The 14,437-nt window shown below is 57.3% G+C and carries 12 protein-coding genes; 3 read left to right on the top strand and 9 right to left on the bottom strand.

Features of this window, described 5'->3' with window-relative positions; all coding sequences use genetic code 11:
• Positions 1–109: 109 nt before the first annotated feature.
• From cckA to ACO6TI_RS25165, 8 genes are all read right to left on the bottom strand, one after another.
• Positions 110–2,659 (bottom strand): cell cycle histidine kinase CckA, encoded by a 2,550-nt coding sequence (gene cckA, locus ACO6TI_RS25130; protein ID WP_104702149.1) that lies wholly within the window; start codon positions 2,657–2,659, stop codon positions 110–112.
• 162 nt (positions 2,660–2,821) lie between these two features.
• Positions 2,822–3,901 carry a flagellar biosynthesis protein FlhB gene (flhB, locus tag ACO6TI_RS25135; protein ID WP_104702150.1) on the bottom strand — a complete coding sequence of 360 codons (1,080 nt, stop codon included), beginning with the start codon at positions 3,899–3,901 and terminating at the stop codon, positions 2,822–2,824.
• 9 nt (positions 3,902–3,910) lie between these two features.
• Positions 3,911–4,684, bottom strand: coding sequence for a flagellar biosynthetic protein FliR (fliR, locus tag ACO6TI_RS25140; protein WP_055116555.1), 774 nt, complete (start codon positions 4,682–4,684; stop codon positions 3,911–3,913).
• 13 nt (positions 4,685–4,697) lie between these two features.
• Positions 4,698–4,967 (bottom strand): flagellar biosynthesis protein FliQ, encoded by a 270-nt coding sequence (gene fliQ, locus ACO6TI_RS25145; protein WP_029063062.1) that lies wholly within the window; start codon positions 4,965–4,967, stop codon positions 4,698–4,700.
• Positions 4,968–4,989: 22 nt separating this feature from the next.
• A complete protein-coding gene (locus ACO6TI_RS25150) occupies positions 4,990–5,304 on the bottom strand; it encodes a flagellar hook-basal body complex protein FliE (protein WP_029063063.1) in 315 nt (104 codons plus the stop codon).
• A 33-nt stretch (positions 5,305–5,337) separates the two neighbouring features.
• Positions 5,338–5,748 carry a flagellar basal body rod protein FlgC gene (gene flgC / locus ACO6TI_RS25155; protein WP_055116557.1) on the bottom strand — a complete coding sequence of 137 codons (411 nt, stop codon included), beginning with the start codon at positions 5,746–5,748 and terminating at the stop codon, positions 5,338–5,340.
• A gap of 31 nt (positions 5,749–5,779) precedes the next feature.
• Positions 5,780–6,184, bottom strand: coding sequence for a flagellar basal body rod protein FlgB (flgB, locus tag ACO6TI_RS25160; RefSeq protein WP_196914881.1), 405 nt, complete (start codon positions 6,182–6,184; stop codon positions 5,780–5,782).
• 93 nt (positions 6,185–6,277) lie between these two features.
• Positions 6,278–6,499, bottom strand: a complete 222-nt coding sequence (locus ACO6TI_RS25165) for a hypothetical protein (RefSeq protein ID WP_196895648.1) — start codon at positions 6,497–6,499, stop codon at positions 6,278–6,280.
• 104 nt (positions 6,500–6,603) lie between these two features.
• Here ACO6TI_RS25165 and ACO6TI_RS25170 point away from each other — a divergent pair, with 104 nt between their 5' ends.
• From ACO6TI_RS25170 to ACO6TI_RS25180, 3 genes are all read left to right on the top strand, one after another.
• On the top strand, positions 6,604–8,178 hold the full coding sequence (locus tag ACO6TI_RS25170) for a hypothetical protein (protein ID WP_422383608.1): 1,575 nt from the start codon (positions 6,604–6,606) through the stop codon (positions 8,176–8,178).
• Positions 8,175–8,942, top strand: a complete 768-nt coding sequence (gene fliP / locus ACO6TI_RS25175; RefSeq protein ID WP_209014069.1) for a flagellar type III secretion system pore protein FliP — start codon at positions 8,175–8,177, stop codon at positions 8,940–8,942. The genes ACO6TI_RS25170 and fliP overlap by 4 nt, the downstream gene beginning before the upstream one ends.
• Positions 8,943–9,046: 104 nt before the next feature.
• The gene (locus tag ACO6TI_RS25180) at positions 9,047–10,117 is read left to right on the top strand and encodes a DUF2336 domain-containing protein (RefSeq protein WP_196899747.1); all 1,071 of its coding nucleotides are present in this window, start codon (positions 9,047–9,049) and stop codon (positions 10,115–10,117) included.
• A gap of 68 nt (positions 10,118–10,185) precedes the next feature.
• Here ACO6TI_RS25180 and ACO6TI_RS25185 read toward each other — a convergent pair whose 3' ends face one another.
• Positions 10,186–14,430: a hypothetical protein gene (locus ACO6TI_RS25185; RefSeq protein WP_422385334.1), complete on the bottom strand. Its 4,245-nt coding sequence runs from the start codon at positions 14,428–14,430 to the stop codon at positions 10,186–10,188.
• Positions 14,431–14,437: the final 7 nt, after the last annotated feature.

A 14,437-nucleotide genomic window follows, 5' to 3' on the forward strand; every position in this document is an offset into this window, starting at 1 on the left:
CAAGGACGCGAAACTTCAGCTTACGCCTCACGGGGTGTTCGCTCGCCCCATCGGTTTCTAGTGCCAAATCAGGGAAGGTCTGTCAAGGAGGCCTGAGATGAGATTTGCCTCACCCGTTCAGGACATCCTTCACGGTCGTCGCGAGCTGCTTCAGCGTGAACGGTTTTGGCAGGAAGAAGAATTGCTCGCCTTCAGGCAGGTTTTCCTCAAAGGCATCTTCCGCATATCCGGAAACGAAAATGATCTTCAGATCGGGCTGGGTCTTGCGCAACTCAACCAGAAGTGTCGGTCCGTCCATCTCCGGCATGACCACGTCGGAAACAACCAGATCAATTTCACCATCCGTCTCTTCCATGACTTCAAGCGCTTCATTGCCGGTTCCTGCCTCGTGAACAGTATAGCCTCGCGACGTCAATGCACGAGCGGCAAAAGCCCGGACGGCTTCTTCATCTTCCACAAGAAGGATAGAGGCGGATCCGGTGAGATCGGCAACCTTTTCCGGCTCGCTTTCCTTGGGTTCCGGTTTCGGTTCATCGACCACGTCCGGAATGTGTCGCGGCAGGAAGAGCCGGAATGTCGTGCCTGCATCAACTTCGGAGGTACAGAAAATAAAACCGCCTGTCTGTTTGACGATACCATAGACTGTCGACAGCCCGAGGCCCGTCCCCTTGCCAACTTCCTTTGTGGAGAAGAACGGGTCGAATATCTTCTCCATGATCTCGGGCGGCATTCCGTGACCGGTATCGTTCACTTCGACAAGCGTATATTCACCCGGCGGCATCCCACGCGTGTTCTCGAACTGGGTGGATTCGGCTTCCTCGACATTTCGAGTGCGAATGGTGAGCCGCCCGCCTTCGGCCATGGCATCGCCGGCATTCACCGCCAGATTGACGATGACCTGCTCCAGCTGGTTGAGGTCTGCCATCACCGGCCAAAGGTCGCGGCCATGAACAACCTTCAACTCGACTTTCTCACCAAGAAGCCGGTCCAGCAGGATTGAGAGATCGGCCAGAACGTCATTCAGTTCAAGTCGCTGCGGCCGCAATGTCTGGCGACGAGAGAATGCCAGAAGTTGCCGGACAAGACCCGCGGCCCGGTTGGCGTTCTGCTTGATGTTCATGATGTCCTGGAAGGACGGGTCGGTCGGCCGATGGCTGGCAAGCAAAAGATCGGAAAACCCGATGATCGCGGTCAGAACGTTGTTGAAGTCGTGCGCAACGCCACCAGCCAGCTGGCCGATGGCCTGCATTTTCTGGCTCTGCGCGAATTGTGCTTCCAGGGCACGCTGTTGTGTTGTTTCGAGCGCATAGACGATTGTGGTTTCGCCGTCGCCTTCACCGTCCTGAACGGCAGAGACATAGAATGTGGCGGAACGCGGATCGTTTCCTTCCACGAGCGGAATGTCGATCGGGGAAACTTCCCCGATACCGTTCGCCGCAGCCGACAATGCCTTGGAGAGTTCCTCGCGGCCGCTCTCGGCAACATAGGCTTCCAGTTTTGGCGACTCTTCGACCGAGTCCACCGCACCGAACAGCTTCAGGAACGGCGCATTGGTGCGCAGAACCCGGCCGTCGTTGTTGAGCGAGGCAATCGATATCGGCGTGTTGTTGAAGAAGCGCGCAAAGCGGACTTCCGCTGCGCGCAGGGCCTCGGAAGCCTCCTCCCCGCGCGACCGGTTCAACACCAGCGTCCGGCTGTCGCCGGGTTGTCCGTTTTCGCCGAATGGAACACGGTGCAGAAGGCGCACTGGAAGTCCGCGTCCATTGCGGGTGACGAAGTCGAGATCGAAGGTCTCGCTTTTGACTTCTCCCGCCTGCCCCTTGACGGAGCGGATCAGTTCGGTGCCGTCACCGCGTACGATCTCTGACAGATCAAGGTCGCCGGCATCAAACTGCGCCAGATCGTAACCAAGCCAGTCGGCAAGCGTCGCATTGAGATAAACAAGGCGGCCATGCGCATCGCTGGAAAAGAAACCGGCGGGTGCATGATCGAGGAAATTGATGGCCCGCTGCAGCTCCTGGAAGGAATTTTCCTGCTCGGCCCGGTCCCGGGTGATGTCGGCCAGTTGCCAGATCGCCCTTTGCCTGCCGCCGCGTTCGTGTTCCGGCTGCAGGGGGCGGACGGACACACGGTACCAGCGAGCCGTTCCTTCCACCCGACCAAGCGGGAACGGCATGCGGATCTCTTCCTGCGCCTTGCGCCCGTCTCGCATGGCCTGCGACAGCCGGAAAATCGCATCCGCCGCATCCGGATCAGAGGAAAACACCCGTTCCACCACAGTGATGTCGGCCGCGCTATCGGCCCCGGTAAGATCGGCATAGGCCTTGTTGGCATAGACCAGCCGTCCGTCCATGTCCGTGATAAGTGCGCCGTCTTCCATCGTGTCGACAAAAGCGGCCGCGAGCGGATTTGCTTCGCCAGGGCGAGCCGACAGGCGCAGGAATCCGATGGCACCGGCAAACAGGCAGAAGACACCGACAACGGCCAAAATGCCCAGCAGCGCAAGTATGAACGGCTGTGCCACTTCACGGTCCATAACCGCAAAGGCCGCAGCCGCACCGACGAGCAGCAGTGCCAGACCTATCAACAGGCCAATATTTCCGGAACGCTCCGGCCGGCTGATCATCGGCCCGCCCGGCGCCCCGTCCATGTCACTCATACGTCCTGTCTCCCCGGCCCGATTCGGTTTACAAGGGACCGTGTGTAAGCATTCTGTGCTTAATAACTAATTTCAACTGATATGAAGCTTACTTCTGTTGAAATTCGCCCGTTTGGCCGCACCAGGCGCGTGAAATTTCCACAAGATGCAGAAAGTGCGTTCCTAGTTCGCCCTCCAGGAAGCGCGTCGGCGCATGCGGTACACAAAGCCGATCACCTCTGCAACCGCCTTGTAGTGTTCCTCGGGAACCTCCCGATCGATATCAACCGTAGCATAGAGCGCTCTTGCCAACGGAGGATTTTCCACTACCGGAATTTCGTTTTCCCTGGCAATTTCCCGCATTTTCAGGGCGATTGCGTCCGTCCCCTTTGCAAGACAGAGCGGGGCACCCATACCCTCTTCATACTTCAGCGCGACCGCGTAGTGAGTCGGGTTCGTCACGACCACAGTCGCCTGCGGCACGGCAGACATCATCCGCTTGCGCGAACGTTCCATACGCAGCTGACGGATCTTGCCTTTGACCTGCGGATCGCCTTCGGTCTGCTTGTACTCTTCCTTGACCTCGCGAAGCGTCATCTTCTGCTTATTGAACCACTTGTTTTTCTGGTAGATGAAATCCGCGCCCGCCACCACCGTCATGACGGCAAGAATTGCTGCCAGCAGCTGCAGAATTAGAACGCGCGCCTCCTGGAGGATCACGCTCGTTTCGGCAAAGATAATGATCTCGGCTTCGTCCCTGTGGGGCCACATGACGGCGACCATGACGGCGCCAACGATCGAGATCTTGAGCATTCCCTTGGTGAAATTGACCAGGCTGTCTGCAGAAAACAGGCGCTTGAAGCCGGAAGCCGGAGACACCTTGGAAAGCTTTGGTTTGATTGTCTCGCCCGTGAAGAGGGGTTGATGCTGTATGAGATTGCCCGCGACCGCCATCAATACCAGTGCGATCAGCGGCACGCCGACGATCAGGGCGACTGACTGGCCGGTATCGCGCCACAGCGCTTTCAGCGCATAACCATCCACCGGAATCTGGTGGGCATGCTCCAGGTAGCCGCTCATCAACTCTCCCAGCGAGGCAGCTGCGCCAGGTGCGAAGATCGCAATCATCAGGGTTGCACCGGCAAGCGTGAACCAGGTGCTGACTTCTTGCGATTTGGGAACGTCCCCCTTGTCATGCGCTTCCTTCAAGCGCTTTTGCGTGGGGTCCTCTGTCTTTTCTGAGTCGTCGGTATCGTCAGCCATTTTGCGGCGCTACCCCACGATAAACTTGCCGAGCGCTTCCTGGAAATGATCGAGATAGAACATCATCAGGGTCGCAATCAGCACCATGAGAAGGAACAGCCCTACCGCGATGTTGACCGGCATGGCGATGAAGAAGATCTGCATTTGCGGCATCAGCTTGTTGAGCAGGCCGAGACCAAAATAAAAAACCAGACCGACAACAAGGAAGGGAGCGCTCATTCGCACGGCAATCGTGAAGACATGAGCAACGGTATCGGTCGCATTTTGCGCGAAATCAGCAACCGGAGGAGCGTTTCCAGGTGGAAAGATCGTGAAACTGTCATACATCGCGGCAATGATCAGGTAGTGCGAGTCCGTCACGAACACCAGTGTAATGCCGAGAACTGCTAGGAAGTTGCCGTAAAGGGCCCCCTGCTGGCCTTCATTGGCAATGTCTGTGCCGAGAGCGAAGGCAAGCCCGGACTGGTTTGCCATGATGACGCCCGCGATCTGCAGGACCGAAGTGATCAGCCGGGCGCAAAGACCGATACCGAAGCCTATCGCAAGTTCGCCACCAAGCATGACGAGAAGCTGCATCATGTTGGCTGTGAGGTTGGCCGGGTAGAGCGAGGCGGCCACCGGATACATCACAAGCGTAAGCGCAAGCGCGATGGTGAGGCGGAAACGCATGGGAATGGAACTTTCCCCAAGAGCCGGCAAGAGCATCAGCATTGTGCCGAGCCGCGCGAACATCAGCAGGAACGCTGCAGCAATATCAGGCAGAAAATCGAGCTGAATGGTCATCAGGCCCCTTGCGCTATCCTCCGGTGGTCAGGATCATTTCGGTCACGCGCCCCATGAAGCTCTCCAACACCTGGCTCATGAATGGCAGCGTGACCAGGATCGTCACAAAGATCGCAAGAATTTTCGGAACAAAAACGAGCGTCATTTCCTGTATCTGGGTCAACGCCTGGAACAGCGCGATGACCACGCCGACAATCAGCCCCACCACCATGGTGGGACCTGCAACCAGGATCATTGTCCAGACACCCTCACGGGCAATGTCGAGCACTTCACCGGCGGTCATGTTTCGCCCCCGCAAATTGGAATCAGATCGGCATCCGCATGATTTCTTCGTAGGCGGAGATAACCCTGTCGCGAACAGCAACCATTGTTTCCAGGGCCAGTTCGGTTTCCGCCACGGCCGTCACGACGTCGACCACACCGGTCTTGCCTTCGATCATGCCGATAGCCATGTTGTCGGTCTGCTGCCCCTTGTCGACGACGGTCTCGACGGCTTCCTGCACCATCTGGCCGAAGTCAACGGCTGAGCGATCCGGTACCGTTTCCTCAACCGCGCGTGCCTGCTGCTGCAGCTTGGCAGCAATCTGATAAGCATTGTTTGCAATAGACGGTGTGGTCACTGCCCCTGCCCCCTTCAGTGGTTAGCCCCCGGATCACGCCCGCAGGATGTCGATGGTTCGCTGCAGCATCCGCCGCGTCGATTCAATAACGTTCAGATTGGCTTCGTAGGAACGTTGCGCCTCACGCATGTCGGTCGTTTCGACCAGCGTGTTGACATTCGGTTGGAGCACGTACCCTTTCTCGTCCGCGGCCGGATGCCCGGGCATATAGGTCGACTTGAAATCCGACGAATCCTCCGCGACCTTGCCAAGTTCGACTTTCTCCGCGCCCAGCTCCTTGTCGAAGTGGCTTTTGAATGTCGGTATTTTCCGTCGGTAAGGTTCTTCTTCGGGCGTGCGCGCCGTCGAATTCGCGTTTGCAATATTCTCCGCGATTATGCGCATGCGCCCGTTTTGCGCTTTCAGCCCGCTCGCTGAAACAAACAGAGATTTGATCAAATCCATCTTGCCGGTCCTTTTTCAGCTGTCACGGATCCTAGACGCTCTTTGACAGAGCCGTCCGGATCAGCCCCAGTCCCTTGGTGTAAAGGCTCGTTGCAGCCTGAAAATCCATCTGGTTCTGCGTGATTTTCATCATCTGCTCTTCCAGATTGACGTTGTTGCCGTTTGGCGTGATTTCAAATGAATCGCGCTTTTCTATCTTGGTGGACAGGTTTCCGGAGACAGCTCCCGAAATGTGCCCGACCTTCGTTGTTTTCGTTGTCAGCGCGGATTGCTGAAGACCGATGTGATCTTCAAAGGAATACGTTTTGACGTCCCTGGATACATATCCGGGCGTATTCGCATTCGCGATGTTTTCCGCCAGAACGCTCTGACGTGTCTGGTGCCATCGCATTTTCGACTTCAGCGCCTGAAACAGAGGCAGGTCCGTAGAGGCCATCCCATTCACCATCCGTTAACCAACTAGGCAATGATTGCCGCCTCAATGGTTAATGAATGGTTAACGATCACCCACCCCTGCACCGCAACCCCTTCAAAAATCAGTGGAAGAGAGCAACATTCCTTTGCATTTTGCAAATTGAAGGTGTGCTGCAACAGGTAAATTTTGCCCGCTTCTGTTAACTTCGAGACCTAGAGAGATTCGCGTGGCTTCGGCAAGGATTCCTGAAAAACCGCCATCTGGTCCCCAGAGTAGCCAGCGCTGAAAGCGGAACATTTGCAAGCGGTCGGGGACAATGATGCGAAACAGGGTCATATCCCGATTTGCTGGGGATAAGCGGAGCGCTCCCCAATTATGGCGGAAGTCCAGAGTAACCGAAGATCAAAATCAGTCCGCTGGCGGGGCGGCACGAGGTAAACATGTACGACTGGATTGAATCGACCTTCAACGTAAGCGGCGGCGTTACTCAGGTTATCGCGGTTTTCATCGCACTGGCCGTGGTTCTGCTGCTTTTCAGCCTGTTTGTTTTTGTTCTTAAGCGCCTGATGGGATCCAGGGCACCGCAGACACGGAACCGTCAGCCGCGCGTCGCGGTGATGGACAGTTCTCCGGTCGATGCACGCCGATCGCTGGTGTTGATCCGCAGGGACAATGTCGAGCACCTTTTGCTGATCGGAGGACCCACCGACGTCGTCGTCGAACAGAACATTGTCCGCAACGCTCCGATTACAGCCTCGCGTCAGGCGGCCAATACCCATTCGACCCACGCCGGGACGGGTTCAAAAAAAGTTCCGACGGCCCCCGGACCCAACATTCCGGCCAGACCGGATGAAGCCGTTCCGGCGCCTGCACCGGCTCCGGCCGTCGGCGCTTCGGCGCCGCAGACAATACGTCAGACGTCAATCGGCACCCCGAGACCTGTTCAGCGGAGATCCGAGACGACCGAAAGCCTCATTCAAAGATCTTCATCGGTGAACAGTCCGCAGACGGTCGTCGAACCGGATGTTTCCAGCGCAGCGCGTCCGGTCGACAAGCCTTCTGGTATCGTCAGGGGCGCCGGCACGGCAGCAGATCTCTTGCGGGCAGCAACGCAAAACGGTTTCAACCGCTCGACAGCCTCGCAGCAAAAGACCCAGGCTGAGACGATTTCGCCCCCCTTGGCGGAAATGGAAGCAGAGGTGGCAACTGCAAGAGCTCCGGATGTAAATCCCGAACCGTCCGTTTCGATCACGCCTGAAACCGGCGACGTTGGTGAAACCGGATCGACACTGAAAAGTCTGGCACGGTCGATTGCCACCCGGGAACGCTCTCCAAAGACGGGCCATACGATCTCGCCGCCGTCATCCGGCCCGGCGGCCAGGGCAAAAACAGCACTCTTCAAGCCGGTTGACCCGGAACCGGTGTCGAACAAGGTCGAACCGGTCATGTCCGATCCGTCGGTAAACAGCGCCGGCATGGCTGTGACCGGTGTCGACGCTACTCAGGACCTGCCAGTCGCACCGGCTGAACCGGAGATAGCGACTTCGGCAGAAACCCGGGACGCGGCGCCTCCGGCAGAAGGATCAGACACATCGCTTGTGGTTCAGGAAGACACGTCCCTCATTCCGGCAATGGACGATAGCTCCCAGGTGAATGGTACCGACGCGATACTGGAAACGGCCTCCCCAACCGTCGAAACCGAAACGCAAAGCTCCGCTCCCAGGGAAGTCAACATAAACCTGGATCTGGGTGACTTGCTCGACGATGCGGCGTCAGAACCAATCGGTGAACCGCAGGTAGATGAATTCAACTGGATTCCGGACCCGCAGGTTCAATCACAGGATCAGGAAAATACGGTTCAGTCTTCGCAGTCACCGGCGACACTGGACATTGTCCCTGGCGTGCAGCCCACGCAGCCGGAAAAACGAAACGTGCAAGGGTTGGGTGACAAGAACCCGATCGAAGACGAGATGGCGAAAATCCTTCACGAATTGGGTGGACAGCCAGGTCGATGATTGCAGACCGTCGTGCCAAGTGGCTGAAGCGGGTCGTTCAGGTCACCATTGCCCTGGCCACATTCTGGGTTCTGTTCGCAGGGCCGGCAACAGCGCAGGAAATCTCGGTCGGTTTCGGTGACGATGCGAGCCTGACGGAGCGCGCGGTTCAGCTCGTTATCCTGCTGACCGTTCTGTCCCTTGCTCCTTCCATCCTTGTCATGGTGACCAGTTTTACGCGTATTGTTGTCGTTCTGTCGTTGCTCCGGTCCGCCATCGGGCTTCAAACAGCTCCGCCCAACATGGTCATGGTCAGCCTCGCGTTGTTCCTTTCAGCCTTCATCATGATGCCGACCTTGCAGGCCGCCTATGATGCCGGGGTCCAGCCGTTGATCGACGGCGATATCGAATTCGATCAGGCATACGAGCGGGCATCCGACCCGTTCCGGACGTTCATGTTGTCCCAGGTCCGGGAGAAGGATCTGGCGTTGTTTCAGGAATTGTCAGGCCAGGACACTCCGGAAGGGCCCGAGGACCTGTCCATGTCGATACTTGTCCCGGCATTCATGATCTCCGAACTCAGGCGCGCTTTCGAAATTGGATTTCTGCTTTACCTCCCCTTCCTGATCATCGACCTCGTTATTGCATCTGTCTTGATGTCAATGGGTATGATGATGTTGCCGCCTGTCGTGATATCGCTTCCCTTCAAGCTCATTTTCTTTGTTCTCGTCGACGGTTGGAACCTTGTTGCCGGTTCTCTGGTAAAGAGTTTCGGTGGCGGCTAGCCACAGTCCGCATTGCTAAAAGTAGAACAAAATTAAGATAAATATGTAATAGTCGTGTCTTATTTGCAGGACCTCTGCCTTCTTAAAATTTATATGGAAAACCGGTGATACGCGACCAACTCGAACAACTGGCAAGAATCAGCGAACCCGAAGCAAGGTCAAAGCTTATTCGCGCGCTTGTTGGTGAGTATGCCCGTTCGGAAGAAAACGAACCGACCGAGGTTGAACGCGAGCTGTTTTCAAGAATTGTCCTGTCGGTCTTCGATCAACTCGACAAGGAAGCCCGGTACGAACTTGTTGTCAGACTTGCCAAGACTGACCGGATCATACCCGACCTGGCCGATCGGCTCGCCCAGGAAGACTACGAACTTTCCGAACCGGTCATCGAGTGTTCACCCATGATCAGCCAACCGGCCCTGATGCGCATTGCCAGGACCGGCGGCAACGACAAGAGGCTGTCGGTTGCGCGTCGCGCTGATCTGAATGAGGAAATCTCCGACACCCTGGTTGCACGAAGCAGCCGTGACGTGGTTCATGCACTGCTGGACAACAAGGATGCCCCCTTTTCCGTCAAGGGAACGCTTGCACTGCTGATCTTTGCTAACACGGAAATTGAAGTGCTGGCTGGAATTGCAAAACGCGCCCTGAAGGATGAAGAGTTTCTGGAAACCCAGAAACTGGTTCTGGAAACGAATTGTCCGCTCATTCCCGCGCCGCTCCGGAAAGCCCTTGAAACCGGGGATCTGGAACGCCTTGCGACCACGATCGGTGATCTCGAACGCGACGGGGACATCGAGATCGACGGTGTACTCTACTCGCGGCACGAGGCCAGCATCCACATCGCGAATGGTGAAATGTCCTTTGACGCGATCCTGCGAACACTATTCGAAGATGATCGCATCGATGCGGCAATCTGGTTGATTGGTCGAAAACTCAATCTGAGCGACGATGTTGTTGCAGATACACTGAAATCGGATGCCGACGGGGCGATCATGCGTCTTATGCTGCAAACCGGCATCGACGAGAAAACCTATCGGGATTTCCTCAAGGCCCGCTGCAAGTGGCTCGACCGCAACTCCCGCACCATCCCCGAACTGGTTATGCGTTACAAGGCGGAGCTGAAGAAGCCGCGCGCGAATGCCGATGCCTCCTTCGCCGGAAGTGCTCTCAACTGATCCCGCAAATCCGCCTGTCACACAACAATTGCACGGGACCTGGCTGATTGCCGGTCGAAACTGCCAATCTACCCGGCAGGATCATTTCCGGCAGGCACTGCTGCAGCCTGATCTTCTTGTGTGCGGGTCGGCGACATGTACTGCCGGCGATATTCCTTGAGAAAGGTCTCAAGTGAATCCGTATCGGCCAGCCTGTTGGCGACCTCCAGAAACTCCACGCCCTGTGTCTCTATGGGCCTGGTGACAACTTCAAAGGCCAGTGCCTCCGGGCTTTGAGCCATCTTGCCCGTGTATTTGGTTTGAAGCCGTTCCAGGCTCAACTGGTCGCCTGCGAGTGAAAAGGCGATCCCGGCACGCAGGATGTCCCGTCGCTCCAGTTCGTCCAGGGGAATGTTGTCTGACCAGCGTGACCCGTGCATTGCTTCGAGTTGCTCACCGGCATCGCGCCAGCTTTCCGCGGCCCAGAAGGTATCGGCGCGCAGGCGATCCACATCCGATCCTCGCATGTTGCGTACGAGTTCAAGTGCAAGGTCCGGACGACCGTTTTCGGTGAGCGCGCGTGCTTCGACAATGTTGCGTTGTCTTTCCAGGGTAGATGGCAGACTTGCCTGTCTGGACCTGTTCAACACCCTCAAGGCTTCGTCGGCCTTCCGGTCCATCAGGTAGATTGCGGCAAGATCGGCGGCGATCTGAGCGCGAGCGGCACCTTTCAGACGGTTGTCAACCTGGTGACGCAGCAATTCGGTCGCCTGATCCAGGAGGTCCACCTCCACAAGCCGCTTTGCAAGCTGGCGAACCATTTCATCACCCTGACGGCCAATTGGTGTCAGTTCCCGGAAGTCATAGTAGAGTGCAAGGGCTTTGACCGGTGACATTTCGTCCGCCTTGCCGTCAAGGAACAGGGCATTGAAAAGGCCGTTCATTTCTTCCTGCAAAAGGCGCGTCGTGTCTGAATCCGGATCCGCCTGGACCGCCGACTTCATCGCTTCGAACGCTTCCCGGTATTGTCCCCGCTCGGCATAGAGCTGCGCAAGAAAGCGCAGTGTCTTGAGTTCGACTTCATCCCCCCGCCAGGACGTTGCAAGCCCGGCCAGCTGGTCGATCGTCTCGTCGACGCTGCGCTCACCGTCCCGGTAGCGGATCCGCAAGGCGCGGTATTCTGCCTCAGCGGCACGGGGACGGTCGTCGGAGCGCGTCACCAGATCAAAAACAGTCAGCGCCTGTTGGGAACGGCCGGAAGCATCGGCAACGCGTCCGCGCAAGATGTCGTAGCGCGCTGCCTGTGCCGGAGTGACTTCGCTTGGTTCAATCTCGGCCAGAACGCCATTGGCGACACCGAAATCGTTGACTTCAACCATCGCCTGCGCGGCGGCAAGTTTGAATTCGGTCTGAATGGCTGAGGGATAGTTGCCGACCACAGTGCGACCCCGCGGCATGGCGATACGCGCGGGTGTCCAGTTCCCGAGCTTGACGTCGACAATCGTCTGCCAGATGGCTGCGTCGGGGTTGTTTTTCAGATCGGGGCGATTGAGATGAGCGTAGGCCTCCTGCGGCCTGCCGGCCATCGTCTGGGCCGCACCCATCATCAGGTTGAATGAGGTATCTTCCGCGAGCGCCGGTTCTTCCTCCAAAGCCAGGTTCATCAACCCGAGCGCTTCCTGTGCAAACTGGTGCGCGAGATAAAACCGCGACAGTTCGATCAGTGGTTTTCTGCGTTTGCCGGCGGGCGACCGTGAAAGCTTTCTCTGGAGCTCGATAAGTCTGGACCGATAGGCTCCCGGGCCTTCGGTGCTCAGGGACACGAATTCGACATTGGAACTTTCAGGGTCGACGATCGTGTTCAGGGCGCCTGTACCGCCGCGCAGATGGCGGTTCGAAAGAGAAAGTCCTCCCTTTCTTTCGATGATCACATCGTCACCCAGTACCTGCATCTTGATACCGTCTGAGCGGGTAACGATCGCTATGCCCTGTGCAGAACTCAATGCTTCAAGGTCGACGAATTTCTGCGGCTTGAGCAAGCCGCGAGGTGGCCCGAAACCCGTGACCAGCGAAATGGTATCGCCGACGAACGGATCGGTGATCTCCCGAATATGCTGCGGATCCCGGTAAAGAACACGCAGTACCGATCCGCCATCGCCGCGAACATTGCGTTCAAGCTGCAGCGGGATGGAAGGTTCCAGGATCATGTCCCCGATCACAAGCGACCAGGCATTGCCATCAACACCGACGGTCGCAAGCACCGGATCATTCATGTCCAGTCTGAGAATCTGATAGTCCTCGAACTGTTCGACATCGATCCTCTCCGCAGTTTCGGCAAGGGCTGATACCATTCCACGTGTATCGATCGTCGCATCAGTATCGAAAACAAGCCAGATGCTGTCATTTCTCCTGAAGACCGCACTCGATACCGGCTCCGAGAACGGAAAGACTACCCGCACCGTGTTACCGATTCTGCGTGCTTCTGCCGAAACGAAATTCCTGACTTCCTCGGCCACATTGTCGGGCGGCCGCTCAGGAGACGGGCGCTCGTCGGCGAAAACATCCCCCCCGGTCGCGCGCCAGACTTCCGGCGCTGCAGTGGTCCTGCTTGGCAGTTGTATGGCCGCTGGCACCTCGCCGGTACCAAGCGTCGCTCCGCCTTCCATCTGAACAGATTCACCAGGACCAGGTCGATCCGATTGCATATCGGCAACCGGTTGCTGAACAGGTTTCAGCGTTGGAATGCCATTTCCCTCTTGAACTGGTACGCCCTCCTCAGGCGCTCCGATCTTCTTCTTTGAGAGATCGAGCATCGGCGCTTTGCGCACGACGCCCTCGTTTTCAGGCTGGGTCTCTGCAAGCGGCAGGGCACCAGGAGAAGTCTGGGCAAGAACAATCGGCAATACACCGCTGTCACCTGCACCGGCGCTTTGTGTCCCGTCAGGCAATATGGCGGATGTGACAAGCTCCCCCTGGGGACCGCTGCCAACGCCGCCCCCTTCTTCTGCAGACCGGGCAAGTTCAGGAGCTGCAAGCGTTTCGACCGCCGAAGCGGTCGCCGTTGATACCGGAATTGCGGAAGTCGTGTCTTGCGGGATCACTATCGGTAGTTCGCCAGCCGCCGTTTCCAATTCCTGTTCAGGTGGCCCTTGCGACCGTATCGCGGGTTTCACCCTCGGTGCCGCGCCTGGCGACCTGCCGGCCGCATTTTCCGTGACAGAGACGTGCTCCGGTGTCCCGGCAACAGGCACATTTTCAATCGCCGCGGCCTCTTTCGTTTCAGGACCGGGCTCACTTGCCTGCGACTGCGTTTCTTCATCCGGAAGCGATCCGCTTAGTGGAAGAACAGTATATGCGGGCGATTCATCTGCCCGCGATTCCTTCATCACGCCGCCCGAGACGTTTCCGCTGCTGATTGGCGGCAAGCCACGTGGATTGTCCACTTCACGCGTGTCACGCAGACCCGGTGCCGTGATCATGTTCTCGCGGTTTTCGTTGTCCGCGACGGAAAGCTCCTTGTTGATCAGAGCATTCGCCGGATCATTGGGCTCCATGTTTTCCGGTGTCACATCGATCACATAGGTCTGCTCTTCTCTGAAAGCGCGAATATCGACCGACGGTTCGACGCGCATCAGGAACTTGAGTTTTCCCTTGTCCAGAAATGATGTCGCATCGATGACCCCTTGCGGCAGATGTGCACGCAAGTGGGAAATATCCAGCTGCGCCGGATGGTTGAACGTCAGCTTGATGATATCGTTTTCCCGAACGAAGGCGGTGTCGAACTTGATCGACCAATCGAAAACGAGGCGTGTGAACGTTGGATGTTCACCGACATGCAGCGTGACTTCCGGACCTTCCTGGGCCTTCAGGCGCGCCTGCTCCAGCGCACGCACCTTTCTCATTGCGGCTTCCGCCCGCTTCGCAAGATCCCGGACCACGTCGTCCGGCAGTCCCGGTGGCAATCCCTGCCAGTTCATCGGCAGTATGTCGACGAAGAGCTTTTCGCCTGCCTCCAGCGTGTTGATCTGAAACTGGTTCTTCAAGGCAAAACGGATTGCACTTCCATCAGGATCGCGGCGCGCGATGGTGACGTAGTCGCCGAGGTCCAGCGGCACGTCGTCGACCTTGATGTCGACGGGGTCCTCGAATGAAATTCGCAACACACCGCCGGTAATCACCGCATCATAGATCGGCAGCAAGGTCCGGTCCTTGAAAGTCAGGACAATACGGCCATAACCTTCCGCCGGAACAACCTGAAGGTCCACCGGTTCCAGTGTCTGGGCTCTGGCGGCAAATGGAAGAGCGGTTGACAAAAGGCAGACCCAGATCGCCATCAGGACA

Source organism: Roseibium album, assembly GCF_965233825.1.
Taxonomy (GTDB): Bacteria; Pseudomonadota; Alphaproteobacteria; order Rhizobiales; family Stappiaceae; genus Roseibium; species Roseibium album.

Excerpts from the sequence above, each read along its gene's own strand:
- fliP (WP_209014069.1), top strand. The coding sequence starts at position 8,175 with ATGATTGCAGACCGTCGTGCCAAGTGGCTGAAGCGGGTCGTTCAGGTC.
- ACO6TI_RS25165 (WP_196895648.1), bottom strand. The coding sequence starts at position 6,499 with ATGACCCTGTTTCGCATCATTGTCCCCGACCGCTTGCAAATGTTCCGC.
- cckA (WP_104702149.1), bottom strand. The coding sequence starts at position 2,659 with ATGAGTGACATGGACGGGGCGCCGGGCGGGCCGATGATCAGCCGGCCG.
- ACO6TI_RS25185 (WP_422385334.1), bottom strand. The coding sequence starts at position 14,430 with ATGGCGATCTGGGTCTGCCTTTTGTCAACCGCTCTTCCATTTGCCGCC.
- fliR (WP_055116555.1), bottom strand. The coding sequence starts at position 4,684 with ATGACCATTCAGCTCGATTTTCTGCCTGATATTGCTGCAGCGTTCCTG.
- flhB (WP_104702150.1), bottom strand. The coding sequence starts at position 3,901 with ATGGCTGACGATACCGACGACTCAGAAAAGACAGAGGACCCCACGCAA.
- fliQ (WP_029063062.1), bottom strand. The coding sequence starts at position 4,967 with ATGACCGCCGGTGAAGTGCTCGACATTGCCCGTGAGGGTGTCTGGACA.
- flgB (WP_196914881.1), bottom strand. The coding sequence starts at position 6,184 with ATGGCCTCTACGGACCTGCCTCTGTTTCAGGCGCTGAAGTCGAAAATG.
- ACO6TI_RS25170 (WP_422383608.1), top strand. The coding sequence starts at position 6,604 with ATGTACGACTGGATTGAATCGACCTTCAACGTAAGCGGCGGCGTTACT.
- flgC (WP_055116557.1), bottom strand. The coding sequence starts at position 5,748 with ATGGATTTGATCAAATCTCTGTTTGTTTCAGCGAGCGGGCTGAAAGCG.